Raw genomic sequence first — 24,254 nt, 5'->3', positions numbered from 1 at the left:
GCCGCTGCCTGGGGCAGGAGTGGACGACGAGATGAGTACGGCAACCGAACCGGCCGCCCTGCGGGTGCTGGTGGTCGAGGACGATCCGGTGATCGCGGACTCGCTGGTGCGCGGCCTGCGGCAGGCGGGGTACCAGGCGGAGAGCGTCGACACCGGACGGGCCGCGCTGGCGGTGCCCGCCCCGGACGTGCTGCTGCTCGATCTCGGCCTGCCGGACATGGACGGGGTCGAGGTCTGCCGCCGGATCCGGCAGCGGGCGGACCCGGCGATCATCGCGGTGACCGCGCGCGGTGAGGAGGCCGACCGGGTCCTGGCCCTGGACGAGGGGGCCGACGACTACCTGGTGAAACCTTTCGGGCTGGCCGAGTTGCTGGCCCGGCTGCGGGCGGTGCTGCGCCGCACCCGCCCTTCGGAGCAGGAGCCGGTGCGCCACGGGCCCCTGGTGGTCGACCGGCGTACCCGCCGGGTGACCGTCGACGGCCGGGAGGTCGCCCTGACGCCCAAGGAGTTCGACATCCTGGCCTGCCTGGCCGCCGACCCGGGCCGGGTGGTCACCCGCCAGGAGATCCTGGAGAGCGCCTGGGACGCGCACTGGTACGGACCGACCAAGGTGGTGGACGTCCACGTGGCCGCGCTGCGGCGCAAACTCGACGTCCCCGGCCTGATCGAGACCGCCTACGGCCGGGGCTTCCGGCTCGGCGAGATCACGGGGGGACCGTGACCCGCCGGATCGTGCTGGCTCTGCTCACGCTGACCGTCCTGGTGATCGCCGCGGCGGCGGTGCCGCTCGGCTTCGCCATCACCGACCGTGAGCACCTCGCCTTCCGGGACAAGGCGCAGGCCGCGGCCCGGGTGATCGCCTCCTCCGCCGAGGAGCACCTGTCGGACCGGGAGCCGACCACCGCGATGGACGCCGCCCTCGCCGAGGCGGCGAAGGCGGGCGACTGTGCGGCCGTGTACGACGCCGGCGGCCGGGTGGCGGCCGCCACCCCATGCCTGGTCGCCCGCTCCGGCGAGGTCGCGGACCTGGTCGGCGAGACGCTGACCGGACGTGAGCCGGAGCCGCCCGAGAAGCACGGCCGCCTGCTGGCTGCCGAACCCGTCGGCTCCTTCCGGCAACCGGTCGGGGTGGTCGTACTGGCCCGGTCCACCGACTCGCTGGACACCCGCATCACCATCGCGTGGGCCTGGATCGGTCTGGTCGCCGCGGCGGGTGTCGCCGCCTCGGCCCTGGTGTCGGTCCGACTCGCGCGCTGGGTCGGGCGCCCGCTGACCACTCTGGACACCACCGCTCGGAGCCTCGGCGAGGGCCGCCTGGGTGAGCGAGCCGCCGTGGTCGGCGGACCGCCCGAGGTGCGCCGCCTCACGGCCACCTTCAACACCATGGCCGCCCGCACCGAGGCCCTGATCCACGGCCACCGGACGGTCGTCGCCGACGTCTCGCACCAGTTGCGCACCCCGCTGGCGGCGCTGCGGCTTCGCTTGGACCTGCTCGCGACCGCCGGCCCGGAGAACGCGCCCGAGCTGCTGGCCTCCGCTCAGGAGGAGGTGGCCCGGCTCTCGCGGCTGGTGGACGGGCTGCTCGCGGTGGCGAGGGCCGAGCAGGCGGTGCCGACACCGGTGGCGGTGCACGTCGACGAGGTCGCCACCGACCGGGTGGCGGTCTGGGAGCCCCTCGCGCAGGAGCGGGGTATCCACCTCACCGCCCGCTGCCGTCCTGCCCCACCGGCCGCACTGGGACCGGACCATCTGGAGCAGGTTCTGGACAACCTGCTCGCCAACGCCCTGGATGCCGTCCCGAACGGCGCCACCATCACCGTCGACAGCTGCCAGGTGGCGGACCGGATCCGGCTGAGGGTCGTGGACGACGGCCCCGGCATGACCTCGGAGGCGCGCGAGAAGGCCTTCCACCGCTTCGGCAACCCGAAGGCCCGGGGCAGCGGGCTCGGACTGGCGATCGTGCACCGGCTGGTCACCGCCAACGGCGGCGGCATCCGCCTCGAGGACACTCCCGGCGGCGGCCTCACCGCCGTGCTGGACCTGCCACTGTTCCGGGACCGCTGACGTCTGATCTTTACCGGTTCCAGGCAGCTTGTGAGCAGGTCCGAGAAGGGCCCCGATGCAGCGTGGTCAGTGCAGACATCACCCCGGACCACGAGGAGTGCCCGTCATGGCCGATCCCCGCCCCGAGCCCGACCCGGCCTCCCGACGCCGCGAGCGCGGGATGCGACGGGTCTCCACCGCCACGCGCTGGACCGTCGTGGCCGCCACTGCCGGGTCCGCCGCGCTCGGTCTGGCCTACGCCGACCTCGCGGCGCACGCGACCACCCCTGCCCCGGGCACCCCGGCCGCCGGGGGCAGCCCCACCCCGCAGTCCAGCGTGGCCGCACCGTCCGCCGCTCCGTCGCGGGGCGACGACCAGGCCGGCCGGGAGCAGGACGACGGCACAGCGAGCCCGAGCACGGTCGAGCCCCCGCAGAGCACCGCCCCGGCACCGCTCACCCCTCCGGCTCACGCCCCCACCCCCACTCCGCAGCCGCCGCAGACCCGGACCGGCGCGTCATGAGCCACCGCACCGTCCACAGCGCCGCCTTCCCCGCCCTCGGCACCACCGCCACCCTGCTCACCGTCGACCCGCAGGCACTCGTCCCCGCCGAGCGGATCCTGCGGGCCGAGCTCAACGCCATCGACCACGCGTGCAGCCGCTTCCGCCCCGACTCCGAACTCAGCCGGATCAACGCCCGTGCCGGGACGAGCACCACCGTCAGCGAGTTGTTCGCGGAGGCACTCGACGCCGCGCTGCGCGCCGCCGAGCTGACCGACGGCGCGGTCGACCCCACCGTGGGCAGGGCCGTGATCGGCCTCGGGTACGACCGCACCTTCGCCTCCCTGCGTCCGCAGGATGCCGTGCCACTGCCCGTCATCCGGCCGGCCACCGGCTGGCGGGCCCTCGCATGGGATCCGGGCACGCGGCGCCTGCTCGTGCCGGCGGGTACCGCCCTGGACCTGGGCGCGACGGCCAAGGCGCTGGCGGCCGACCGCGCGGCCCGCCGGATCACCGCCGCCACCGGTGCTCCGGTCCTGGTCAACCTCGGCGGGGACATCGCCACCGGCGGCGCGGCCCCGGCCGGAGGCTGGATGGTCGGCCTGGCGGACGACCACGCCGGCACCGACCCCGGGCCGGTGGTCGCCGTCACCACCGGCGCGCTGGCGACCTCGGGCACGGGAGTGCGCTCGTGGCGCCGGGGCGGGCGGACGGTCCACCACATCGTCGACCCGGCCACCGGCCGCTCGGCCGAGCCGTACTGGCGCACCGTCACCGTGGCTGCCGACACCTGTGCGGACGCCAACACGGCGAGCACCGCGGCCGTCGTCCTCGGCCGGGCCGCCTCCGGCTGGCTGGGGCGGGCAGGCCTGCCCGCCCGCCTGGTCCGCCTGGACGGGGGCGTCCTGCGCCTCAACGGCTGGCCCCCGGATTCGGCAGGAGATCCCCGATGACCACCGCCGCCGCTCTCGCCGCCAACCCGCTCTGGTACGCCACCCGTGCCGGCGGCACCATCGCCCTGGTCCTGCTCACCGCGACCGTCGCCCTCGGCATCGCCGTCGGCGGCCAGGCCGCGCCCAGGATTGTCGGCCGCTTCGAGGTCGGGCTGCTGCACCGGAACCTGGCCGCCCTCTCGCTCGCCTTCCTGGGCCTGCACATCGCCACCGCCGCCGTCGATCCCTACACCCACCTGGGGTGGACGGTCGCGGTCGTACCGTTCACCTCCTCCTACCGGCCGCTCTGGCTGGGCCTGGGCACCGTCGCGTTCGACCTGCTGCTCGCCGTGGCGATCACCAGCGCCCTACGGCTGCGGCTGGGCCGCCGGCGCTGGAAAGCCGTGCACTGGCTGGCGTACGCCGCCTGGCCGGTCGGCCTCTTCCACGCACTCGGCACCGGCACGGACACCCGCCTCCCGTTCCAGCTCTGGCTCTACGCCACCTGCCTTGCCACCGTGGCCGCCGCCGCGGGGTGGCGGCTGCACCGGGCCGGCCCCGGCCACCGCGCGGCCCGCCTCGGCGGCGGCCTCCTGGTCGGAGCCGTACCGGTGTCGGTCACCGCGTTCCTGGCCTCCGGGCCGCTCCGGGCGGGCTGGTCCCACAGCGCCGCCGCCCTCACCCTCGCCGCCCTCGGAGGCCTTCGATGATCCACGCCACGGACTCCGCCCGGCTGCTGCCGGCCGACCGGCCCACCGCTGCCGGATCCCTGGCCCTGGCCGAACACCTTGCGCACCATGGCCCCGCTCCACGGCCCGGAGCCGGGCTGATCGAAGCCGTGGAGGCGGCCGGGCTGACCGGCCGCGGCGGAGGCGGCTTCCCCACCGGGCGCAAGCTGCGCTCCGTGGCCGGCCATCGCCGCCGGGCCGTCGTCGTCGCCAACGGCATGGAGAGCGAGCCGCTGAGCCGCAAGGACCTTGCGCTGCTCGCCACCGTGCCCCACCTGGTCCTGGACGGCGCGGCCCTGGCGGCCGAGGCCGTCGGCGCCGACCTGGTCCACCTGTGCGTGCCGGACACCCGCACCGGCCTGTTGCGCACCCTGACCGCCGCGGTCGGCGAACGCCGCCGAGCCGGTCTCGACGCCGTGCCCGTCCGGGTGGAAGCGCTGCCGCACGGCTACGTCACCAGCGAATCCACCGCTCTGGTCCGCTGGCTGAGCGGAGGGCCCGCCCGCCCCACCGCATCCCCGCTCCACACCTCCGAGCGAGGTGTGCGTGGCCGCCCCACCCTCGTCCAGAACGTCGAGACCCTCGCCCACCTCGCCCTGATCGCCCGGCACGGCGCTGCCTGGTTCCGGAGTGCGGGAACGGTCACCTCCCCCGGCACCGCGCTCGTCACCGTCAGCGGCGCCGTCCGCCGGCCCGGCGTGCTCGAAACCGAGCCGGGCACCCCGCTCGGAGCGCTTCTCCGGCAGGCAGGAGGCCCCGACCGACCGCTGCAGGCCGTCCTGCTCGGCGGCTTCGGGGGCACCTGGCTGCGCCTCCGGGACGCCGCCGCCCTGCCGTTCAGCCGGGAAGGCCTCGCCCCGGCCGCCGCCCCAGGAGCCGGCGTCGTCGCGGCACTGGCGCACGACGCCTGCCCGCTCGCCGAGACCGCCCGCATTCTCCGCTACCTGGCCGCCAACGGCGCGCAGCAGTGCGGCCCGTGCCGGTTCGGCCTCCCCGCCGTCGCCGACGACTTCAGCGCCCTTGCCGAGGGCCACGCCGGGTCGGACCTGCTCGACCGGCTGCGCCGCCGCATCGGCCTGCTGCCCGGCCGTGGCGCCTGCCGCCACCCCGACGGCGCCGCCCGCCTCGCTGCCAGTGCGATCCTCGCCTTCGAGGCCGACGTCGACCACCACCTCGGTCACGGCCACTGCCGCCGCCCCGCCGCCCTGCCCGTGCCGCCCACCGACCTGACGGAGCACCGGAGATGACCAAGCCCGGCCACGAGAGCCTGCGCATCGACCGGATCGCCTGCACCGGCCACGGCCAGTGCGCCGAACTGCTCCCCGAACTGATCAGCCTCGATGAATGGGGCTACCCCGTCCAGCACGGCACTGCCGTTCCCCGGAGCCTGCGGGCCCACGCCCGCCGCGCGATCCGCGCGTGCCCGCGCCTGGCTCTCCGGACCACCGCCCAGGACAGCCCTCCCTGAGCGACGGCCCGGATGCGGTCCCGACGCCCACCACCGAGCCGCCGTCCGGGCGGACGTCGATCCCCCGGGCAGGCCGGGGCCGGTCCCCATCGAGGCGCAGAAGCAGACCCCGCTCGGCTCGGTGCACTCGGCCACCACCAGGAACGCACCCGACCGGCGCGGCCCGTACACCGGATCGGTGTGGGCGCCGCCGGTCAGCACCCGGTCCTGGACGGCGATCGCCCGCAGGTCGCAGGGGCGCACGCCCAGGAAGGCGTACCGGGGCGGCGGCTCGTGGTCCTCCCGGACGGTGACGGTGCCGTCCTCGGCCCGGTCGGCCTGCCAGAGGCGGGCCCGGGGCGGGTGCAGGAAGGTCTTCCAGGACTGCGGCCCGGCCGAGTGCGCGAACACCGCCCGGTCGGCACGCCGCCGCAACCGGTACCGGCCGGGCTCGGCCTCGACGCTCCAGCCGTGCGGCAGCTCCGCCGCCGACGCCAGCTCGGCGAGCACGATCGCACCGTCCCGTACGGTCGGCCCGACCACCGTGTACCCGCGCTCCCGCAGTACGTCGACGAGCGCGGCGAGGCCCGCCTCGTCCAGTTCCACCAGTGGTGCCGTCGTGTCCATCGGGGCTCCTCGGATTCGCCGGCGGTGCCGCCACGGGAAGCTTCCCGGCGGTCCCGTACCCCACTGTCCGCCGGGACCACAGGTCGCGCATGGGCCGTCCGGCCCCGTCGGTCCGCCGGCTGCCCGCCCCGTCCAGGCCCGTACGGCCCCAACCGTCAGTGCGGGTCGGCCGCACTCGCCCCGGCAGCATCCGGCGGGGTGATCAGGGGGACGTGGTGCAACGCCCGTCCGCGCCCGTCGAGCACCCGGCCCATCCGCTTGTGGGTGGCCAGGGTGACGGTGCGCTCCCGCAGTTCCAGCTCGGGGGTCCGCTCGGCCAGTGCGGCCTCGATCGCACCGATCTCGTCGGCTCCGCGCAGCCAGAGCGAGAACAGGAGGTTGGTGGAGCCGGTGACCGAGGCACACAGGCGGGTCTGCGGCAGCCGTGCCACTGTCGAGCCGACCCGGTCGAGCGCGCTGTGCGGCACGGCGGCACGGTAGCCGACCACCACGGGCCAGCCGGCCTGCCCCTGGGCGAGGTCGCAGCGCAGCAGCAGTCCGCGCTGGCGCAGCCGACGGCCCAGGTGGCGGCGGACGGTGGACTCGCCGATGCCGGTGCGGGCGGCGAGTTGGGCGTATCCGGCGCGGCCGTCCTCGCCGAGGGCGAGGAGCAGGGCGAGGTCGGTGGGGCTGTGGAGCAGGTCAGGTCCGGACGGCGCGCCCGGGTCGGGGGCGATGACGAGTTCGGCTCGGCGGGCGGGAGCGAGAGCGCGGACCTGCCAGGCGCTGCCTTCCAGGAAGTGGCGCAGGGAGAGCCGGGTGCGGACGGTACGCACCTCGGGGCGGGCGCCGATGTCCTGAACGAGCCGGCCGAGTCCGGGAAGGTCGGCGGCACAGACCGACAGGAACAGCTCGAAGTCACCCGCCACGTGCTCGACGCTGAACACCCAGGGCAGCTCCACCAGCTCGGCGACCAACCGGGCCAGGGCACCGGCCTCGCACCCGACCTCCAGGAAGGCGACCGGCGCGGTGCCGGGCGCGGCGTACGCGGTGACCCAGGCGAGCCCGGCAGCGGTGAGCCGATCCCAGCGGCGGGCCGCGGTGGTGGCGTCCACGCCGATCGCCGGGCCGATCCGGGCCCAGGGCGCGCGCGGGTCGGCCTGGAGGGCGTCGATCAGGGCGAGGTCGAGCTCGGAGAAGGCGTTGCCGGATTCCGGTGCAGCGCCGGGCCCGCTGCCGCTTTCCTGCATTTCGGGCTCCTCTCCGCCGCCGGGCCGAATCCTGTGTCCACCCTGCGCGTGCCGCGACGGCCCCCACTGTAGAGAGGAACGCCTGTGGCCACATCCCCCACGGCCGCCACACCGGCCCCACCACCCCGGGAGAGACTCGACCGAGCGGCGAGGATCACGGTGGCGCTGCTCTTCGGCGCCTGGCTGGTGGACTACGTCGACCGGCTGGTGATCAATCTGGCCCTGCCGTCGATCGGCCGCGAGTTCGGCCTGGACCGCGCCGAACAGGGCCTGGCGGTGTCGGTGTTCTTCCTGGCGTACGCGCTGGGCCAGATCCCGGGCGGGATGCTGGCCGACCGCTTCGGCGCACGGCGGACGGTGGCCTGGGCGCTGCTGATCTGGTCGGCGTTCACGGCCCTGACCGGGCTGGCGAGCTCGTTCGTGGTGCTGCTGCTGGTGCGGTTCCTGTTCGGCGCGGCCGAGGGGATCTTCCCCGCCGCCGCGATGAAGGCGGTCAGCGAGCGCACCACGCCCGGTCAGCGGATGGGCGCCAACGGTCTGGTGTCCAGCTCGAACGCCCTGGCGGCGGTGGTCGCCCCGGTGCTGGGCGCGCCGCTGATCGTCGCGTTCGGCTGGCGGCCGACCTTCCTGGCCATCGCGGCGGTCGGCGTGCTGGTGTACGCGGCGCTGCGGCGGTGGCTGCCCGCGCCGACCGGGGTGCCCGACCAGCCGCTGCGGGCGGGGACCAGCGGCGTGCGGCTGGTACTCGGCGCCGGGGTGATGTGGCGGTTCGCCGCGATGTTCTTCGGCTACGACCTGATCGTCTGGGGTCTGAACACCTGGGTACCCACCTACCTCAACGACGAGCGCGGCCTCTCCCTGACGGCGGCGGGCGCGGCGGCGCTGGTGCCCGCCCTGGTGTCGGCGGTGGCCGCCGTGGTGGGCGGGCGGCTCGCGGACCGGCTGGGCGGACGGCACGGCCTGGTGGTGGCGCCCGCGATGGCGGTGGCCGCCCTCGGGGTGCTGCTGATGACCACGGCCCACTCGCTGGCGGCCTTCGTCGGCTGGCTGACGCTGGCCGCGCTGGGTGCGGGGCTGAGCTTCATGCCGATCTTCGCGGTGCCGATGCGGAGCCTGCCCTCCGACCTGGCCGGGGCCGGCTCCGGCATGATCATCTTCGGCGGCCAGCTCGCCGGTGTGGTGGCCCCGGTGGTGATGGGCGCACTCGCCGACGCCGTCTCCTTCGGTGCCGCCTTCGCCTTCCTCGCGCTCGGCGCCGCCCTGGCCGCCGTCCTCTCCCTGACCACCCCGCAGACCACCGAGGCCTTTCTCGGCGCCCTCCACGCCGGGCGGCCCGTCCCCTTCCCCACCACCGACAAGGAACTGGCATGACCGACACCGCCCTCCTCCCGCTCGCCGCCGGCCTGGAATCCCAGCTGCCCGCCCTGGAGGCCCTCTACCGGGACCTGCACCGCCACCCGGAACTGGCCTTCCAGGAGCACCGGACCGCCGCCGCCGTCGCCGCCGAGCTTCGGGCCCAGGGCTGGGATACCACCGAGCACGTCGGCCGGACGGGCGTGGTGGGTGTGCTGCGCTCGGGCGACGGACCGGTGGTGCTGCTGCGCGCCGACATGGACGGCCTGCCGGTCCGTGAGGCGACCGGACTGCCGTACGCCTCGACCCACACCGGAGTCGACGAGGACGGCGAGGAGGTCCCGGTGATGCACGCCTGTGGGCACGACATGCACGTGACCTGCCTGCTCGGCGCGACCGGCCGGCTCGCCGCGAACCGGGACGCCTGGCGGGGCACGGTGGTGGCGGTGTTCCAGCCCGCCGAGGAGGGCGGCGAGGGTGCGGCCGCGATGGCCGCCGACGGCTTCCTCGACCGCTTCCCGCGCCCCGAGGTGTGCCTGGGCCAGCACGTCGGCCCGCTGCCGGTGGGCGTGGCCGTCACCAGGCCCGGGCCGGTGATGTCGGCCTCGGACAGCTACCGGGTGCGGCTCTTCGGCCGGGGCGGGCACGGCTCCTCACCCGAGCACGCGGTGGACCCGGTCGTGCTGGCCGCCGCGGTCGTCATGCGGCTGCAGACGGTGGTGTCCCGGGAGGTCGGCGCGGCGCAGTCGGCCGTGGTGACGGTCGGTTCGATCCACGCCGGCACCAGGCAGAACATCATCCCGGACGAGGCCGAGCTGAAGGTCAACATCCGGACCACCGACGCCCGCGTACGGGCCAAGGTCCTGGCCGCCGTCGAACGGATCGTCCGCGCCGAGGCGGCCGCCTCCGGCGCGCCGAGGGAGCCCGAGATCACCCCACTCACCTCGCTCCCCCTGACCGTCAACGACGCGGCGGCCACCGAGCGGGCGGTCGCCGGCCTGCGCTCGGCGCTCGGCGACGCGGCGGTCTTCCCCCTGCCGTGGCCGCTCGCGGGCAGTGAGGACTTCGGCAACTTCGGCACCGCGTTCGGCGTGCCCTCGGTCTTCTGGCACTTCGGCGGCGCTGACCCGGCGGCCTTCGGTGAGGACGGGATCGCGGCCCTGATGTCCGGCGAGATGCCTCCCGGCCTACCGGTCAACCACTCCCCGCACTACGCACCGGTGCCCGGCCCGACCATCGACCGCGGGGTCCGCGCCCTCCTCGGCGCCGCCGCCCAGTGGATCGGCACCGCCCGACAGCCGTAGGTCCGGCCGACACCGCCGCCACGTCCGGTAGCGCCCCATCAGGGACCTTCACTCCCACGAATGGGGCCTACCGGACCACGACGGCCGAGCACCGGGCGCGGACGATGGGAGCAGGCCGGCCGGCACCGCCGTACTGACGAGGAGGCGGCATCATGCGCAACCGTCGACAACGAGCCAACCCGGTACGGCGCACCTCCGACCGGGTCCAGTGGTGGCTCGCCCGTGTCCGGCTGGCCGTCCTGGCGGTCACGCTGCCCGCAGCCGCCGTCACCACCGGCTTGCGCTCCTACCGGGGCGAGCTGCACAGTGCGCAGACCCAGTCCGCCACCAGACACCCCGTCACCGCTCGCCTGACCACGGACGCCCCGGGCCCGACCGGGGCGGACAGCGCGAAAGTGCCCGCGACCGCCGCCTGGACGGCGTCCGACGGAACGACCCGCACCGCCACCGTCGACGTGTGGGCCGGGGAGAGCGCCGGTACGGCCGTCTCCCTGTGGGTCGACAGCCACGACACACCCGTCTCCGCACCGCCGAACCACGCCCAGGCCGTCACCAGCGGTTGGACGACCGCAGCCCTGACCGCCGGCTCGGTCGCCCTCCTCTGCCTGGGCCTCTGGAAGGGGTCCGTCCACCTGCTGAACCGCTCTCGGTACGCCCGGTGGGACGCCGAGTGGAGTCAGGTCGAGCCGCGCTGGTCACGGCGCCTGCCGAACTGACCGGACCAGTGCCCAGGAGGCCACCGTGCAGACCGACCACCACCGCACGCCCGTACCGCCGACCGCAGTACCTGCCCGGCTGCCGCCCGGGCTCACCTCCCGCGAAGCCGAGCGGCGCCTGGCCGTCCACGGCCCCAACGCGGTGGACACGGCCACCCGGATTCCGTGGTGGTCACGCGTGGCCCTCCAGCTCCGCGACCCGCTGATCCTCGTCCTGCTCGCCGCCGTCCTGCTGACGGTTCTGACCGCCGACTACGCCGACACCCTGATCATCGGGTTCGTCGTGGTGGTCAACACGGCCGTCGGCGTCACCCAGGAGATTCGGGCCGACCACGCGATCGAGGCCCTGGCAGCGCTGAGCGCCCCGGCAGCCAGGGTGGTGCGGGACGCGAGCGAGCAACGGCTCGCCGTCGCCGAGGTCGTCCCCGGTGACGTCCTGCTGCTCGGTGCGGGGGACATCGTCGCCGCCGACGCCCGGCTGCTGCGCGCGGACGCCCTGCTGGTGGACGAGTCGACGGCCACCGGCGAGTCCGTCCCGGTGGAGAAGTCGGCCGACGTCGAGACCGGCGCCGAGGCGGGAGCTCTGCTGGCCGGGACCGTGGTGGTGCACGGCCGGGCGGTGGCGGAGGTGACCGCCACCGGCGCCCGGAGCACGCTCGGCCAGGTGGCGGCGCTGCTGCGCCCCCGCGCGGATGCCACGCCGTTGCAGCGCAGGCTCGCCGGACTCGGCCGGGTGCTGGCCGCCGTGACCGTCGGGCTGTCCGTGCTGGTCTTCGCCCTCGGTCTGGTTCGCGGCCAGGGCCTGGAGCTGATGGCGGTGACCGCGATCAGCCTCGCTGTGGCCGCCGTCCCGGAGTCGCTGCCCGCCGTGGTGACGCTCAGCCTGGCCCTGGGCGCCCGGCGGATGGCCGCCCGGCACGCGATCGTCCGGCACCTTCCCGCGGTCGAGACGCTGGGGTCGGTGACGGTGCTGGCCACCGACAAGACCGGCACCCTCACCATGGGCGCGATGCTCGCCGAGCGGGTCTGGACCCCCACCGCGACGGCCGTCCTCACCGGCACCGGCTTCGAGCCGGCCGGCACCGTGACCATCACACCGGACACGCCGCAGGCCCACGACGCCGTCGGAGCCGTCCTGCGCACCGCGGCGCACTGCAACGACGCCTCCCTCGTACCGCCCGGCCGGGGAGCTGACGGCACCTGGAGCGCTCTCGGCGACCCGACCGAGGCGGCGCTGCTGGTCGCAGCAGCGAAGGCCGGGGCCGGCCTCGAGCGCAACCCCCGAATCGCCGAGGTGCCGTTCGACGCCGGACGACGCCGGATGACGACCCTCCACCGCCGCCCGGACGACCTGGTCGAGGTCTGCCTGAAGGGCGCGCCCGAGGCCGTCCTCGACCCGGCGCTGCTGGCGGACCCGCCGCAGCTGCTGGACACCGCCCGGGCCGAGGCCGCCGGGCTCGCGTCCCACGGCTACCGGGTGCTCGCCGTGGCCCACGGGCTGCGCGAGGACGTGCCCCGGCCCGCCACGCAGGCCGAGCACAGGCTGAGCCTGCTCGGGCTCGTGGCGCTGGACGACCCGCCGAAAGCCGCCGCTCGGGAGACCGTCCGCCGCTGCCGTGCGGCAGGCATCACCCCGGTCCTGATCACCGGTGACCACCCCGCGACCGCCCGGGCGGTCGCGGACCGGGTCGGCATCCCGCTCGGCGCCGACGGCCGCGCGGTCACCGGCCGCGAGCTCGCGGCCGGGCAGGTCGACGACCCGACCTCCGTACGGATCTTCGCCCGCACCAGCGCCGGGCAGAAGCTCGACATCATCCGGGCCTGGCAGGAGCGCGGGGCCGTCACCGCGATGACCGGCGACGGTGTCAACGACGGCCCCGCGCTGCGCCGGGCCGACATCGGCGTGGCGATGGGGCACCGCGGCAGCGAGGTGGCCCGCCAGGCCGCCGACCTGGTGCTGGCCGACGACGAGCTCGCCACCGTGGTCGCCGCCGTCGAGGAGGGCCGCCGGGTCTACGACAACATCCGCCGCTTCCTGCTCTACGCGATGGCGGGCGGCGTGGCCGAGATCCTGGTGATGCTGACCGGCCCGGCGCTGGGCCTGGCCCTCCCGCTGCTGGCCGGGCAGATCCTCTGGATCAACCTCCTGACCCATGGGCTCACGGGCGTCGCGATGGGTGCCGAACCCGCCTCGCCCGACACCATGCGGCGGCCACCGCGCCCGCCGCAGCAGCAGGTGCTCGGCGACGGCCTCTGGCAGCGGGTCCTGCTGCTCGGCGTGGTCGTCACGGCGGGCAGCCTCGGTACCGCCCTGTGGGCGCGCCACGCGGGCGCGCCCTGGCAGACCGTCCTGTTCCTCGCCCTGCTCGCCGCCCAGCTCGGGGTCTGCGTGGGCCTGCGCGAGCAGTGGCCGCTCCGCCGTCACCTCTTCCTCCCGCTGGCGGTCCTGGCCTCCGGTCTGCTCGGCGCGGCGGCGCTCTACCTGCCCCCGCTCCGCGAGCTGCTGCACACCGTCCCACTCACGTGGGGCGAGCTGCTGCCCGTGCTCGCGGTCGGCACGCTCTCGGCCCTGATCGCCCGCCTCACCCGCCGCCACTGACCCCACCTGCCCCACTTCCCCGGGCCGGAGGGCCCACCCACGCCCGGTACCGGCCGGGCCCCGAAGGAGGGACCGGGGACTCAGGGGGCCGGGTGAGGCGTGGAAGGAGTGTGGAGTCATCACCCAGGAGGTGGCAGCCGTGAAGCGCATCCGGATCTCCAAGCAGACCAGCCGCCCGCAGCCCCGCCCCCCGCTCGACCTGCGGACCCCGTCCGGCCGCCCGCTGCCGTACTGACCGTGTGGTGCCCGAGATGCGACCTGTCCCGCGGTTCACCGGCTTGACCGGAGCACCGTGCCGAGCCGGTCGCGGCCGGCGCCGTCCCGTTGTGGTGGTGTTCCACAGGAACGGCCCCGGCCGCCACGGGTTCTTCCCGGTGCCCTCCGGGGCCCCGGCTGACGCACCTCAGTGCCGACGAGCACCGTAGGCGTGCGGGTGCTCGACCCGGGCGTCGGTGTCGTCCTCGGTCCAGTCGAGCGTCTGGTGCACGGACACCACACCGTCGACCGCCCGGCACAGCTGTTCGGCGATCGGGATCATGCTCCGGCGCGGCATACGGCCCGTGAGAGTGACCACGCCCTCGTCGACGGCGACCTGGACGGCCTCGGGGCCCAGCCAGAGCGTGCGGCCGAGAACGTCGTGGACGATCTCCTCGCGGATCGCGGCGTCATGCCGGAGGAAGACCTGCAGCAGGTCCGCCCGGCTGACGATGCCGATCAGCCGGCCCGCCTCGTCGACCACCGGCAGCCGCTTCACCTTGTGCCGGTCCATCTGGCGGGCGGCCTCGCCGACCGTCCAGCTTGCGCGGGCGGTGACGGCCGGGCTGGTCATCAGCCCGCCGGCGGTCTCCGCCTCGGCCCGGGCCCGGTCGTGCGGCCGCAGCCAGCGGCCGGGGTCGCGGCCCTCCGGGTCGGGGAGCACGGCCTCCTTGCGGATCAGATCCCCTTCGGAGACCACCCCGACCGGCCGGTCCTGCTCGTCGACCACCGGCACGGCGGTGATGTCGTTGCGCTGGAACAGGCCCACGATCTCCTTGAACGGCGTGTCCGGCGTGGCGGTCACCACCCCGCGGGTCATCACGTCGTGAACGCTCCGGTGTTGCATGGTCCTCAACTCCTCCGTCCTGGATCCGACAGCGCCACTGTCCGCCTCCGGCGCCACCCCGGAACAGGGCCGACCGGTCCCTCCCGAAGGCCCCAGCGGCCCACGCCGACCACCGGCGCCCACCGCGATCCTGGAAGGGACGATCCCGGAGGTCGCGATGTCGAACGAGCCCACCACCCCCACGCCCACACCCCGCCCGGGGCTGCTCACCTTCCTCGGCGGCGTGGGAACCGTCACCGGCAGCAAGTTCCTGGTCGAGACCGACCACGCCCGCATCATGATCGACTGCGGCCTCTTCCAGGGCCTCGCCGAGTACCGCCGGCGCAACCGCCGCCCGCTCCCGCTGGATCCGGCCGACGTGCACGCCGTGGTCCTCACCCACGCCCACCTCGACCACTGCGGCTACCTGCCCCGCCTGGTCGCGGACGGCTTCCGCGGGCCGGTCTTCACCACCCCGTACACGGCCAGGATCGCCGAGCTGATCCTGCGCGACAGCGCCCACCTGCTCCAGGAGGAGGCCGAGCACGCCAACCGGCACGGCTGGTCCAAGCACCGCCCGGCCGTGCCGCTCTACGACGACAAGGACGTCGAGCGCGCCCTCGACCTGTTCGACCCGATCCCGCACGGCGCCGAGGTGGAGATCACCGACGGCACCGTGCTCCGCCTCCATCCCGCCGGGCACATCCTCGGCTCCTCCTGGGCCCACCTCACGCTTGAGGACGGCCACACCCTGGCCGCCAGCGGCGACCTCGGCCGGCCCGTCCACCCGCTGCTCAACCCGCCCGAACCCTTCACCGGCGCCGATGTGCTGCTGATGGAGTCCACCTACGGCAACCGCCACCACGAGGAGACAGCCGCCCGCGAGTGGTTCGCCAGCGCGGTCAACCGGACGCTTGCCCGGGGCGGCACCGTCGTCATCCCCTCCTTCGCCGTCGACCGCACCGAGGTCGTGCTGCACCAGCTCGCCGAACTCCGCCGCGCCGGACGGCTGCCCGCCGGCGCCCCGGTGTACGTCGACAGCCCGATGGCGCTCGCCACCCTGCAGATCTACCGCGAGGCGTTCGCCGCCCGGGCCCCGGAACTGCGGCCGGAAGTCCTCGCGGCCGGCGAGGCCGCGATCAGCCCCGAACCCTTCGAGCTGATCCATTCGCTCCAGGAGTCGCTCGCCCTCGAGCGCTCCAGCGTCCCGTCCGTCCTGGTCTCCGCCTCCGGCATGGCCACCGGCGGGCGTGTGGTGCACCACCTGCGCCGCCTGCTGCCCGACCCGCGCAACACCGTCATCGTGGTCGGCTTCGCCGCCGAGGGCACCCGGGCCCGCGACCTGGTCGACGGCGCCCGCGCGCTGAAGATGTACGGCACCTACGTGCCGGTCCGGGCGGAGGTGGTCAACGTCCCGGCCTTCTCGGCCCACGCGGACGCCGCCGAGGTGATCGACTGGCTGCGCCCCGCACCCCCGCCCAGCGCCACCTACCTGGTGCACGGCGAACCGGCCGGCTCCGAAGCCCTGCGCGACCGGATCGACCGCGAGCTCGGCTGGACGGCCATCGTCCCCCGCTCCGGCGAACGCGTCCTGGTCCGCTGACCCGGGCACCCCGAGGAGTACGCCATGTACATGCACACCACCGGAACGGCTTCCGACGAGACCCGTCCCAGCGACCCGGGCGATCTCGGCCGCCGCATCACCCACCGCCGCGAACAGCTCGGCCTGAGCCGCACCGAGACGGCGGCCCGTGCCGGGATGGCCGAGGGATACCTGGCCTACCTGGAGACCGCGCCCGAGACCGTCGCCGTCGGGACTCTCCTGGCCCTGGCCGCCGCCCTGGAGACCACGGCCGCCCGGCTCCTCGGCGGCGGGGCGGACGTGCCTCCCGGCGGGGCGGCCGCCGCGGCGCACCCCCGGCTCGGCGAGCTCGCCGCCTGGGAGTGCTGGGCCAAGCTCGCACCTGGCGGGGTCGGACGCGTGGCCCTCAGCACGCCCGACGGGCCGACCGTCCTGCCCGTCAACTACCGCGTGCTGGACGGCACCCTGCTCTTCCGCACCGCCCCGGACGGGCCGCTCGCCGCGGCCGTCGGCCACCGGGTGGCCGTCGAGGTCGACCACGTCGACGAGGCGATGCGGACCGGCTGGAGCGTCCTCGTCACCGGCGAGGCGAACCGGTTCGCCGGCACCGGGGCCGTGGAGCACCTGCGCCGGCGCGGCAGCCCCGACCCCTGGGCCGGCGGGCGCCGCGAGCTCTGGGTCCGGGTCAAGCCCGTCTCCGTCACCGGACGCACCATCACCATCGACGACACATCCACCCAGGAGGAGTCATGAAAGCCGCCGTCGGAGACCGCATCATCATCGAGGGCACCCGCCCCGGGGTCGCCCGCCGAGACGGAGAGATCGTCGCCCTCCATCACACCGACGGCAGCCCGCCGTACGACGTCCGCTGGTCGGAGGACGGCCGGGTCTCCGAGTTCTTCCCCGGCCCGGACGCACACCTCCACCACTACCCCCGGCGGCGGGAGGAGCACCCCGCCCCTCCCGCCCGGGAAGCGCTCCACCTCTCCGTCGACCGACAAGGCGACACCGTCGGCTGACCGAGCGACACCGAAGCCCAGGCCGCCTCCGGAACTGATCCGGCGGCGGCCTGGACACGCATGTGATCAGTCCTCCCGGTCCGAGCCCTTCCCGGCCACGTCCCAGCTGAGCCTGTCCATGAGGCCCGCCACCCCGTCGATGCCGGACACGGCCAGGCACAGCACCGCCGCGTCGGCCTGCGTCCGGGTGCGTCCGGGTGCGTCCGGCCAGCAGGACGATGCCGCGCTCGCAGCCGACGCGCAGCGAACCCGCCGCCACGCCCGAACCCGGGGTCAGGGCGAGAGCGAGTGCCTCGTCCCGGATCGCCTCATCGGCACGGCGCAGCGCGTCCAGGAGGTCGTGCGGCGAGAGGATGCCGGCCGACCGGCCGTCCGCGTCGACCACCGGCAGGTGGTGGATCGACTCGCTCAGGACGATCCGTACCGCCTCCCGGATGCTCAGGGCCTCGGTCACGGTGACGGCGGGAACGGTCATCAGGTCGCCGGCCAGGAGCGCCGTGGGCTCGTCGGTCTCCTCCTCTTCCGCACCGAAGGCCGCGAGGAGGTCGGAGGCGGCCACCACGCCGACCACCGACTCGTCGGCGGCGACGACGGGGAGCACACCGCGCCGTGAGGCGGTGATCGCCGCGACCGAGCCGGGACGCAGCAGCGCGGCCAGACTCGCCACGTCGGCGGTCCGCCCGCGCTCCTCGACCGCGGCGCGGTAGCGGCCGTCGCTCTCCGCCAGTGGCACCCGGACCCGTACCTCGCCCTGCTCGAAGTGATGGCGCACCGGCAGCCCGAGGCCGGCGAAGACCCGGTGGACGGCCTGGTTGCCCACCAGCGTGTCGGCCGGGCCCTGGCGGCGTGCACCAGGTGCTCCAGCAGCAGGGTGGCCACACCCCGGTGGTGCCAGGCGTCGGCCACGGCGAGCGCGAGCTCGGCGGTGTCCGGGCGGCCGTCCGCGACCTCGTAGTCGGCCTCTCCGACGAGCTCGTCCGCCGCCCACGCCCCGAGCGCGAACCGCCCGGGGTGCGACGGCCCGCACAGCCGCTCGGCCGCCAGCTCCGGCGCCCGGCGGCTGGCCCCGAAGAAGCGCATCCGGCGGCTCTCCTCCGACATCCCGTCGACGTGCAGCGCGAGCACGGCCGACCGGTCCGCCGGGCCGATCGGCCGGATGGTCACGGTCGTGCCGTCGGCGAGCAGCGCGTCGCTGCCGAGCGGCGGCATCGATACGGTCGACATGTCCCGCTCCTTCTCACTTCGCGTCAGCGGGTCGAACCTCGAGATCGAGGACTTCCTCGACCGGGCGGCGGGGCGTGGGAGCCCCGGGCGGGCCGTAGCCGAAACGGACGACCACCTGGACGTGACCGGGCCCGTCGGCGGGGTCGCGCAGCTGCCACCGGGTCTCGGGCCACTCGACGGCCTGGTGCAGCACCGAGGCGCGCACCCCGTGCAGGGTCGCCAGCAGCCAGACCCGCTCCAGCGCCTGCCCCGCCCGCAGCCACTCCTCGGACAGGTCGCCCTGGGTGCTCAGCACGGCCAGCTGGGGCAGGGCTTCGAACCGCTGGATGGGCGTCGCGGGCCTGGGCGGGCCGCCCGCGAAGCTGCGCATCGGCACCCGGGCGTCGTGGTCGAGCGGGCCCAGCGCCGACAGCGGGATGCCGTCGGCGGCCGGCTCCTCCAGCCGCAGCCAGCTGCGGGTCTCCGCCTGGCGCCGCAGGTCGGCGGAGGTGCGGCGCTCAGCCTCGGCGGTCAGTTCCAGTACCCGGCGCACCCCGGCCTCCTCCAGCACCGCCAGGTGGACGCCCTCGGCCGCGGCGGCCGCGATGAGCTCGCCGACCACCGTCTCCGGGATGTCCCGGTTGGCGAACGGCAGGCGGCTGGAGTGGCGCTGTGTGATCGCCGCGTACAGCTCCGCGCCGGAGGCGGCGGGGAGCGTCGCGGTCGGTGTGGCGTTCGGGTCGACGAAGTGCAGGCCGGCCAGGAGCGTCGGATCGCCGGGGTCGGGGCAGAGCGTGACGGCGGTGCCTCGGCCGAGGTGGGCCGCAGCCGTGCGCAGGTTGAACACGGCCGCGCCGACCGAGAGGTGCAGGGCACGGCCGTCCGGGTCGGTGGCCGGCACGGCCCGGGCCGGGTCCGCGTGGACGAGCAGACCCTGCCGGTCGGCGGTGGGCCGGAACCGCCAGGGCTGGCTGTTGTGCAACGACGGTGCCGCTGACCCGGCTGCGGCGAGCAGCCGGAATTCGGCGGAGGTCAGAGGCTGCTCGGTCATGGGAACGCTCCTTGCTCGCACGGGCTGTCCTGTACTCACCGTGCATCTCCGGCGCCCCTGCGGCGAAGGGCCCTGCGGGTCGCTCCCCGGTCCGTACGGACCTGCCGGACTGGGCCGCTCGGCCCTCCCGCGGCAAGGTCCTCCTCCTCGGCGCGGAAGGCGGCGAGGAGGTCGAGGACCGGTTCCGGTCCGGCCGCGACCAGGGATCCCCCACCGGCCGGGAGCCTGCGGACGAACAGGCTGGACGTGGCGGGCGCCGTCACCCCTCGCGGAGACAGGAGGTGCGCCGTCGTCACCTCGCACAGGTCGGTGACCTGCAGGTTCGCCGTCACGCCCGCCGCGCGGTGCCGGCCCCCTGCCCCCGCCCGGCGCCCGTACGCGGCTCAGTCCTCCGCCCCTCCCGGCATGCTCGTGATCCGCCGCCCGGAGACCGTCGCCGGCCGGACCCGGATCCACAGCAGCCTCGGCCCGCCCGCCCAGGGCTGGACGGCGAGGTCGCGCAGCAGGCGCTGCAGGACTTGGTGCTCCTCGATCCGCTCGGCCGTGCCGGTCAGCAGGACGCTCCAGCCCTGGCTGCGGTGGTCGTCGATCAGGTCGACCTGGAAGGACACCGGGGAGCCCTCGGGGGCGGCGGCCGCGCCGGAGGGGTCGGTCCGGTAGATGAGGGTCCGCCCGTCGACGGCGTAGTTGACCGGGAGGACGATCGGCGCCGGGTCGGCCGGGAGGACGATCCGGCCGACCCCCCGGCTGCCGAGGTGCTCCCAGCATTCCGCCTCGCTCAGCCGGACGAGGGCGGGCCGGGGCCCGGGCGGGCTCTGGCCGGGCGACTGGTCGGCCCTGCCCTCCAGGAGTTCGCGGTAGCTCAGCCCGAGGGCGGCGGCGATCCGCAGGAACCCGTTCGGGTCGAAGTTCGGCCCCGTCTCGGTCAGGAGCGCCAGGTAGTGCGGTGACACTCCGACCTCCCGGGCCAGCGCCTCCGGGCTGAGGCCGAGCTGGGCCCTGCGGTCGGCGATCCGGCGCGCGACGGCTCCCGGATCGACGTACGGCCAGGTCATCGGCTCTGTCTGCATGAGATCTCACCCTCTCTCGCCGCTCCGCCTCAGGTCCGGAACAGCGCGACCTTGAGCGCACCGGTGTCAGCGGCGTCGGCGAACACGTCGTACGCCTCCTGCATCTCCTCCAGCCCGAAGCGGTGCGTGACCAGGTCGGCGACATCCAACCGCCCGGCGGCCAGCAGGCCGAGCAGCAGCGGTGTGCTGCTGGTGTCCACCAGGCCGGTGGTGATGGTGACGTTCTTGATCCACAGGTCCTCGAGGTGGAGAGTGGCGGGCCTGCCGTGCACGCCCACGTTGGCGACCCGTCCGCCCGGGCGCACCACCCGGGTGCACAGCTCGAAGGCCTCCGGCACCCCGACGGCCTCGATCGCCACGTCGGCGCCGAGCCCGTCGGAGCTGAATGCGCGGATCGCCGCGGCGTCACGGACGGACGGATCGATCAGCTCGTCCGCTCCGGCGCGCTCGGCAGCGTCCAGCCGGCTGCGGGCCGGGTCGACGGCGATGATCCTCCCGGGGCTGTAGAGCCGCGCCGTGGTGATGGCAGCCAGCCCGATCGGTCCGGCGCCCACGATCACCACGGTGTCGCCGGGGCCCACCCGGCCGTTGCGCACCCCGACCTCGAAGGAGGTGGGCAGGATGTCGGCGAGCAGCAGCGCCCGCTCGTCGCTGACACCCTCGGGCAGCCGGTGCAGCGAACTGTCGGCGAACGGCGTCCGCACGTACTCGGCCTGGGTGCCGTCGACCAGGTGGCCGAGGATCCACCCGCCACCGCCCGTGCACTGCCCGTACGCCGCCTGGCGGCAGTAGCCGCAGCGCCCGCAGGCCGAGATGCACGAGACCAGCACCCGGTCGCCCTCCGCGACCGTCCGGACGCCCGGCCCGGTGGCGACCACGGTGCCCACCGCCTCGTGCCCGAGCACCCGGCCCTCGGCGACCTCGGGGACGTCGCCCTTGAGGATGTGCAGGTCGGTTCCGCAGATGGTCACGGCGTCCACCCGGACGATCGCGTCCTCCGGGTCACGCACGACCGGGTCCGGGACCTCTCCCCAGGTCCGGCGACCAGGTCCGTGGTAGGTCAGTGCCTTCATCGCTCTCACTCCCGTCGCGCATGGCCGCTCCGGTCTCCAGACTCGCCCCCGCGCCGCGCACCGGGCTTGGGTCCACCGGGTGCTCCGGACGGGCCGACCGGCCCATTCGGAGCGTGTCGTACGTCACGGACCGGCTTAGGCTGGGAACGGCCGTCACCGAGCCCGGGAGGAAGCGGTGGCCATCGCACCTGACAGCCCGACCCCGCTGCCGCAGCTGCGGCTGGACGATCTCCTCGACGAACTGCAGAGCCGGCTCGACGCAGCCCGGGGCACCCGCGACCGGGTGCACAGCCTCCTGGAGGCGATCCTCGCCGTCGGCCGGGACCTCGACCTGACCCAGGCCCTGCGGCACATCGTGGAGGCCGCGGTCACGCTCGTCGATGCCGAGTACGGCGCCCTCGGCGTGATCGGGGAGGACCAGCGGCTGTCGCAGTTCATCCCGGTCGGCGTCACCGACGAGCAGGTCGGGGAGATCGGCCCGCTGCCGTCGGGCCACGGGATCCTCGGCGAACTGATCCGCCTCCCCGAGCCGCTGCGCCTGGCGCGGATCTCCGACCACCCGGCCTCGTACGGCTTTCCCGCCCACCATCCGCCGATGTCCAGCTTCCTCGGTGTGCCGATCCGCATCCGCGACAAGGTGTTCGGCAACCTGTACCTGAGCGAGAAACGCGGCGGCGGCGAGTTCGACGCCGAGGACGAGTCGGTGCTCGCCACCCTCGCCGTCGCCGCCGGGGTCGCGATCGACAACGCCCGCCTCTACGCCCAGGCCCGGCTGCGCGAACGCTGGCTGGCCGCGAGCGCCGAGGTCACCAGCAGCCTGCTCTCCGGCAGCACCGAGCGCGATGTCCTCGACCTGCTGGTCACCCGCGCCACCGACATCGCCAGGGCCGACCTCGCCGTCGTCGCCCTGCCGCTGCCGCAGAGCGATGAGCTCGAGGTGCGGATCGCGGTCGGCAAGGGCGAGCGTGAGCACCGCGGCCTGGTCCTGCCCCTGCACGGCTCCTTCATGGGCGCCGCCGCCCTGACCGGGGGTCTGGTGGTCAGCACTGATGTCCGGAAGGACCCGAGGATCACCGCCGGACCGCCCCGCTGGGAAGGGCTCGGGCCGGCCGTCGCGGTACCGATCGGTACTGCCGACCTCGGCATGCGCGGCGTGCTGATGCTCGCCCGCGCCACCGGAGCACCACTCTTCGACCCGGACGAGTCGATACCGCTGCAGGGCTTCGCCGGACAGGCCGCCATCGCCATGGAGCTCGCCGAGCGCCGCCGCGACTCCGAACAGGTCGCCCTGCTCCAGGAGCGCGACCGGATCGCCCGCGATCTGCACGACCTCGCCATCCAGCGGCTCTTCGCCACCGGCATGACCCTCCAGGGGGCGACCCGCTTCATCGAGCACCCCGAGGCCACCGACCGCGTACTCCGCGCCATCGACGACCTCGACGAGACCGCCCGCACCATCCGCGCCACCATCTTCGGCCTCCGCGCCCGCGAGACCGGCCCGGCCGCCTCCGGCCTGCGCGCCGCCCTGGTCGAGACCGTCGAACGGGCGACCACCGTGCTGGGCTTCGCTCCTGCGGTGCGGATGTCGGGGCTGCTCGACGTGGCCGTGCCGAGGGACGTCGCCGACCAGGCGGTGGCCGTCCTCCACGAAGCCCTCTCCAACACCGCCCGCCACGCCCACGCCACCTCCGTCGAGGTGACGGTCGAGGCCGACGACCACCTCACCCTCACCGTGACCGACAACGGCGACGGCCTGCCGGAGACCGGACGGCGCAGCGGGCTCGCGAACCTGGCCGAGCGGGCCGGCGCCTTCGGCGGCGAGTTCCGGGCCGCCGCCCGGGCCGGCGGCGGCACCGAGCTGATCTGGCGGGTACCCCTCTCGGCTGACTGAGCATCAGCCGTCCAGCACCTCCGCGACCGGAAGCCTCGGCGTCGGCGCTCCCTCCGGCCCGTAGCCGAGGCGGATCAGCATCTGCACGTACCCGGGGCCCTGCCGGGTGTCCCGGGCCTCCCGGCGCAGCTGCGGCCGCTCGACGACCTGGTGCAGCAGCGAGGCCCGGACCTGGTGCACGGTCGCCGTCAGCAGCACGTGCTCCAGCGCCGTCCCCGCCCGCAGCCAGTCGACCGGCCGGTCACCGTGCGTGGTGAGGACCGCGATCCGGGGCTCCCGCTCGAACGGAACGGGCGGCAGGTGGCGGGCGGGGTCCAGCGCGGCGAAGTCCCGCATCGGGAGGTGACCGGAGGCGTCCTGCGGGCCGAGCGCGGAGGCCGGGATACCGTACGGGGGCGCTCCGGGCCCCCGGATCCAGCTGCGGCTCTCCTCCCGCTGAGCCGGATCGGTGGTCCCCACCCGCTCGGCCTCCGCCGTCAGGCGCAGCAGCCGCTCGGTCTCGCCGTGCCCGGGGAGGCGGAGCACCGCGTCCTCCGTCCGCGCCGCATCGACGAGCTCGGCGAGCACCGGCTCCGGCAGTGGCGGACCGGTGAACGGCGTACGGATCGTGTGCCGGTGCCAGATCGCCTGGTAGAGCGCGACATCGGCCGGCAGGCGGACCGGGACGGACCGGTCGAGCCGGACGCCTGCCAGCAGGTCCGGCTCGGCCGGGTCAGACACCCCATGACGTTTGAGGTCAAGCGGCATGGAGGTGGGCGTGGTGCGACCAGGCGGTCGCTTCGTCGTATCGGGTGCGGGTCTTGA

The 24,254-nt window shown here is 75.1% G+C and carries 22 protein-coding genes and 1 pseudogene; 15 read left to right on the top strand and 8 right to left on the bottom strand.

Features of this window, described 5'->3' with window-relative positions; all coding sequences use genetic code 11:
- The first annotated feature begins 31 nt into the window (after nucleotides 1-31).
- From ABT095_RS35845 to ABT095_RS35815, 7 genes are all read left to right on the top strand, one after another.
- Nucleotides 32-721: a response regulator transcription factor gene (locus ABT095_RS35845; protein ID WP_350533790.1), complete on the top strand. Its 690-nt coding sequence runs from the start codon at nucleotides 32-34 to the stop codon at nucleotides 719-721.
- On the top strand, nucleotides 718-2,064 hold the full coding sequence (locus tag ABT095_RS35840; protein ID WP_350533789.1) for a sensor histidine kinase: 1,347 nt from the start codon (nucleotides 718-720) through the stop codon (nucleotides 2,062-2,064). The genes ABT095_RS35845 and ABT095_RS35840 overlap by 4 nt, the downstream gene beginning before the upstream one ends.
- 106 nt (nucleotides 2,065-2,170) lie before the next feature.
- Nucleotides 2,171-2,566: a hypothetical protein gene (locus ABT095_RS35835; protein WP_350533788.1), complete on the top strand. Its 396-nt coding sequence runs from the start codon at nucleotides 2,171-2,173 to the stop codon at nucleotides 2,564-2,566.
- The gene (locus tag ABT095_RS35830) at nucleotides 2,563-3,498 is read left to right on the top strand and encodes an FAD:protein FMN transferase (RefSeq protein WP_350533787.1); all 936 of its coding nucleotides are present in this window, start codon (nucleotides 2,563-2,565) and stop codon (nucleotides 3,496-3,498) included. Before ABT095_RS35835 ends, ABT095_RS35830 begins: the two co-directional genes overlap by 4 nt.
- Nucleotides 3,495-4,187: a ferric reductase-like transmembrane domain-containing protein gene (locus tag ABT095_RS35825; RefSeq protein WP_350533786.1), complete on the top strand. Its 693-nt coding sequence runs from the start codon at nucleotides 3,495-3,497 to the stop codon at nucleotides 4,185-4,187. Before ABT095_RS35830 ends, ABT095_RS35825 begins: the two co-directional genes overlap by 4 nt.
- Nucleotides 4,184-5,452 (top strand): NADH-ubiquinone oxidoreductase-F iron-sulfur binding region domain-containing protein, encoded by a 1,269-nt coding sequence (locus ABT095_RS35820; protein WP_350533785.1) that lies wholly within the window; start codon nucleotides 4,184-4,186, stop codon nucleotides 5,450-5,452. The genes ABT095_RS35825 and ABT095_RS35820 overlap by 4 nt, the downstream gene beginning before the upstream one ends.
- On the top strand, nucleotides 5,449-5,673 hold the full coding sequence (locus tag ABT095_RS35815; RefSeq protein WP_350533800.1) for a ferredoxin: 225 nt from the start codon (nucleotides 5,449-5,451) through the stop codon (nucleotides 5,671-5,673). Before ABT095_RS35820 ends, ABT095_RS35815 begins: the two co-directional genes overlap by 4 nt.
- 761 nt (nucleotides 5,674-6,434) lie before the next feature.
- On the opposite strand, the gene ABT095_RS35805 is transcribed toward ABT095_RS35815, so the two are convergent.
- Nucleotides 6,435-7,508, bottom strand: coding sequence for an Lrp/AsnC family transcriptional regulator (locus tag ABT095_RS35805; RefSeq protein WP_350533784.1), 1,074 nt, complete (start codon nucleotides 7,506-7,508; stop codon nucleotides 6,435-6,437).
- 159 nt (nucleotides 7,509-7,667) lie between these two features.
- Between ABT095_RS35805 and ABT095_RS35800 the strand changes: the two genes are divergently transcribed.
- From ABT095_RS35800 to ABT095_RS35785, 4 genes are all read left to right on the top strand, one after another.
- Nucleotides 7,668-8,879, top strand: coding sequence for an MFS transporter (locus ABT095_RS35800; protein WP_350533783.1), 1,212 nt, complete (start codon nucleotides 7,668-7,670; stop codon nucleotides 8,877-8,879).
- Nucleotides 8,876-10,165, top strand: a complete 1,290-nt coding sequence (locus tag ABT095_RS35795; protein WP_350533782.1) for an amidohydrolase — start codon at nucleotides 8,876-8,878, stop codon at nucleotides 10,163-10,165. The genes ABT095_RS35800 and ABT095_RS35795 overlap by 4 nt, the downstream gene beginning before the upstream one ends.
- 152 nt (nucleotides 10,166-10,317) lie before the next feature.
- Nucleotides 10,318-10,881, top strand: coding sequence for an Rv1733c family protein (locus ABT095_RS35790; RefSeq protein ID WP_350533781.1), 564 nt, complete (start codon nucleotides 10,318-10,320; stop codon nucleotides 10,879-10,881).
- A gap of 25 nt (nucleotides 10,882-10,906) precedes the next feature.
- Nucleotides 10,907-13,480 (top strand): cation-translocating P-type ATPase, encoded by a 2,574-nt coding sequence (locus tag ABT095_RS35785; RefSeq protein WP_350533780.1) that lies wholly within the window; start codon nucleotides 10,907-10,909, stop codon nucleotides 13,478-13,480.
- A 403-nt stretch (nucleotides 13,481-13,883) separates the two neighbouring features.
- Here the strand turns inward: ABT095_RS35785 and ABT095_RS35780 are convergent, their stop codons facing one another.
- Nucleotides 13,884-14,582: a CBS domain-containing protein gene (locus ABT095_RS35780; RefSeq protein WP_350533779.1), complete on the bottom strand. Its 699-nt coding sequence runs from the start codon at nucleotides 14,580-14,582 to the stop codon at nucleotides 13,884-13,886.
- 157 nt (nucleotides 14,583-14,739) lie between these two features.
- Between ABT095_RS35780 and ABT095_RS35775 the strand changes: the two genes are divergently transcribed.
- The 3 genes from ABT095_RS35775 to ABT095_RS35765 are packed head-to-tail and all read left to right on the top strand — an operon-like array spanning nucleotide 14,740 to nucleotide 17,162.
- Complete coding sequence (locus ABT095_RS35775; RefSeq protein WP_350533778.1) at nucleotides 14,740-16,164, top strand: MBL fold metallo-hydrolase RNA specificity domain-containing protein; 1,425 nt, start codon at nucleotides 14,740-14,742, stop codon at nucleotides 16,162-16,164.
- A gap of 24 nt (nucleotides 16,165-16,188) precedes the next feature.
- Nucleotides 16,189-16,896 carry a helix-turn-helix domain-containing protein gene (locus ABT095_RS35770; protein WP_350533777.1) on the top strand — a complete coding sequence of 236 codons (708 nt, stop codon included), beginning with the start codon at nucleotides 16,189-16,191 and terminating at the stop codon, nucleotides 16,894-16,896.
- Nucleotides 16,893-17,162 (top strand): DUF1918 domain-containing protein, encoded by a 270-nt coding sequence (locus ABT095_RS35765; RefSeq protein WP_350533776.1) that lies wholly within the window; start codon nucleotides 16,893-16,895, stop codon nucleotides 17,160-17,162. Before ABT095_RS35770 ends, ABT095_RS35765 begins: the two co-directional genes overlap by 4 nt.
- Before the next feature lie 379 nt (nucleotides 17,163-17,541).
- Here ABT095_RS35765 and ABT095_RS35760 read toward each other — a convergent pair.
- From ABT095_RS35760 to ABT095_RS35740, 5 genes and pseudogenes are all read right to left on the bottom strand, one after another.
- Nucleotides 17,542-17,637 (bottom strand): annotated as a pseudogene (locus ABT095_RS35760) (CBS domain-containing protein); the annotation flags it as partial.
- Entirely contained in the window at nucleotides 17,637-18,242 is a 606-nt protein-coding gene (locus tag ABT095_RS35755; protein ID WP_350533799.1) for a GNAT family N-acetyltransferase, read from the bottom strand. The gene ABT095_RS35755 and the pseudogene ABT095_RS35760, both read right to left, overlap by 1 nt.
- A 157-nt stretch (nucleotides 18,243-18,399) precedes the next feature.
- Nucleotides 18,400-19,416, bottom strand: coding sequence for an Acg family FMN-binding oxidoreductase (locus ABT095_RS35750; protein ID WP_350533775.1), 1,017 nt, complete (start codon nucleotides 19,414-19,416; stop codon nucleotides 18,400-18,402).
- 383 nt (nucleotides 19,417-19,799) lie between these two features.
- Nucleotides 19,800-20,486, bottom strand: coding sequence for a helix-turn-helix domain-containing protein (locus ABT095_RS35745; protein WP_350533774.1), 687 nt, complete (start codon nucleotides 20,484-20,486; stop codon nucleotides 19,800-19,802).
- Between the two features lie 29 nt (nucleotides 20,487-20,515).
- Nucleotides 20,516-21,559: an alcohol dehydrogenase catalytic domain-containing protein gene (locus ABT095_RS35740; protein WP_350533773.1), complete on the bottom strand. Its 1,044-nt coding sequence runs from the start codon at nucleotides 21,557-21,559 to the stop codon at nucleotides 20,516-20,518.
- Between the two features lie 175 nt (nucleotides 21,560-21,734).
- Between ABT095_RS35740 and ABT095_RS35735 the strand changes: the two genes are divergently transcribed.
- The gene (locus ABT095_RS35735) at nucleotides 21,735-23,450 is read left to right on the top strand and encodes a sensor histidine kinase (RefSeq protein ID WP_350533772.1); all 1,716 of its coding nucleotides are present in this window, start codon (nucleotides 21,735-21,737) and stop codon (nucleotides 23,448-23,450) included.
- Between the two features lie 3 nt (nucleotides 23,451-23,453).
- On the opposite strand, the gene ABT095_RS35730 is transcribed toward ABT095_RS35735, so the two are convergent.
- Nucleotides 23,454-24,170: an Acg family FMN-binding oxidoreductase gene (locus ABT095_RS35730; protein WP_350533771.1), complete on the bottom strand. Its 717-nt coding sequence runs from the start codon at nucleotides 24,168-24,170 to the stop codon at nucleotides 23,454-23,456.
- Nucleotides 24,171-24,254 lie beyond the last annotated feature (84 nt).

Origin of the sequence: Kitasatospora sp. NPDC002227, assembly GCF_040296285.1 — a bacterium.
Classification (GTDB): Bacteria; Actinomycetota; Actinomycetes; order Streptomycetales; family Streptomycetaceae; genus Kitasatospora.
The sequence above is the reverse complement of the archived record's forward strand: the minus strand, read 5'-3'. Positions and strand labels throughout refer to the sequence as shown.

Coding starts and splice junctions, on each gene's coding strand:
- ABT095_RS35845 (WP_350533790.1), top strand. CDS start 32: ATGAGTACGGCAACCGAACCGGCCGCCCTGCGGGTGCTGGTGGTCGAG.
- ABT095_RS35835 (WP_350533788.1), top strand. CDS start 2,171: ATGGCCGATCCCCGCCCCGAGCCCGACCCGGCCTCCCGACGCCGCGAG.
- ABT095_RS35830 (WP_350533787.1), top strand. CDS start 2,563: ATGAGCCACCGCACCGTCCACAGCGCCGCCTTCCCCGCCCTCGGCACC.
- ABT095_RS35825 (WP_350533786.1), top strand. CDS start 3,495: ATGACCACCGCCGCCGCTCTCGCCGCCAACCCGCTCTGGTACGCCACC.
- ABT095_RS35820 (WP_350533785.1), top strand. CDS start 4,184: ATGATCCACGCCACGGACTCCGCCCGGCTGCTGCCGGCCGACCGGCCC.
- ABT095_RS35815 (WP_350533800.1), top strand. CDS start 5,449: ATGACCAAGCCCGGCCACGAGAGCCTGCGCATCGACCGGATCGCCTGC.
- ABT095_RS35805 (WP_350533784.1), bottom strand. CDS start 7,508: ATGCAGGAAAGCGGCAGCGGGCCCGGCGCTGCACCGGAATCCGGCAAC.
- ABT095_RS35795 (WP_350533782.1), top strand. CDS start 8,876: ATGACCGACACCGCCCTCCTCCCGCTCGCCGCCGGCCTGGAATCCCAG.
- ABT095_RS35790 (WP_350533781.1), top strand. CDS start 10,318: ATGCGCAACCGTCGACAACGAGCCAACCCGGTACGGCGCACCTCCGAC.
- ABT095_RS35780 (WP_350533779.1), bottom strand. CDS start 14,582: ATGCAACACCGGAGCGTTCACGACGTGATGACCCGCGGGGTGGTGACC.
- ABT095_RS35775 (WP_350533778.1), top strand. CDS start 14,740: ATGTCGAACGAGCCCACCACCCCCACGCCCACACCCCGCCCGGGGCTG.
- ABT095_RS35770 (WP_350533777.1), top strand. CDS start 16,189: ATGTACATGCACACCACCGGAACGGCTTCCGACGAGACCCGTCCCAGC.
- ABT095_RS35765 (WP_350533776.1), top strand. CDS start 16,893: ATGAAAGCCGCCGTCGGAGACCGCATCATCATCGAGGGCACCCGCCCC.
- ABT095_RS35755 (WP_350533799.1), bottom strand. CDS start 18,242: ATGCGCTTCTTCGGGGCCAGCCGCCGGGCGCCGGAGCTGGCGGCCGAG.
- ABT095_RS35750 (WP_350533775.1), bottom strand. CDS start 19,416: ATGACCGAGCAGCCTCTGACCTCCGCCGAATTCCGGCTGCTCGCCGCA.
- ABT095_RS35745 (WP_350533774.1), bottom strand. CDS start 20,486: ATGCAGACAGAGCCGATGACCTGGCCGTACGTCGATCCGGGAGCCGTC.
- ABT095_RS35740 (WP_350533773.1), bottom strand. CDS start 21,559: ATGAAGGCACTGACCTACCACGGACCTGGTCGCCGGACCTGGGGAGAG.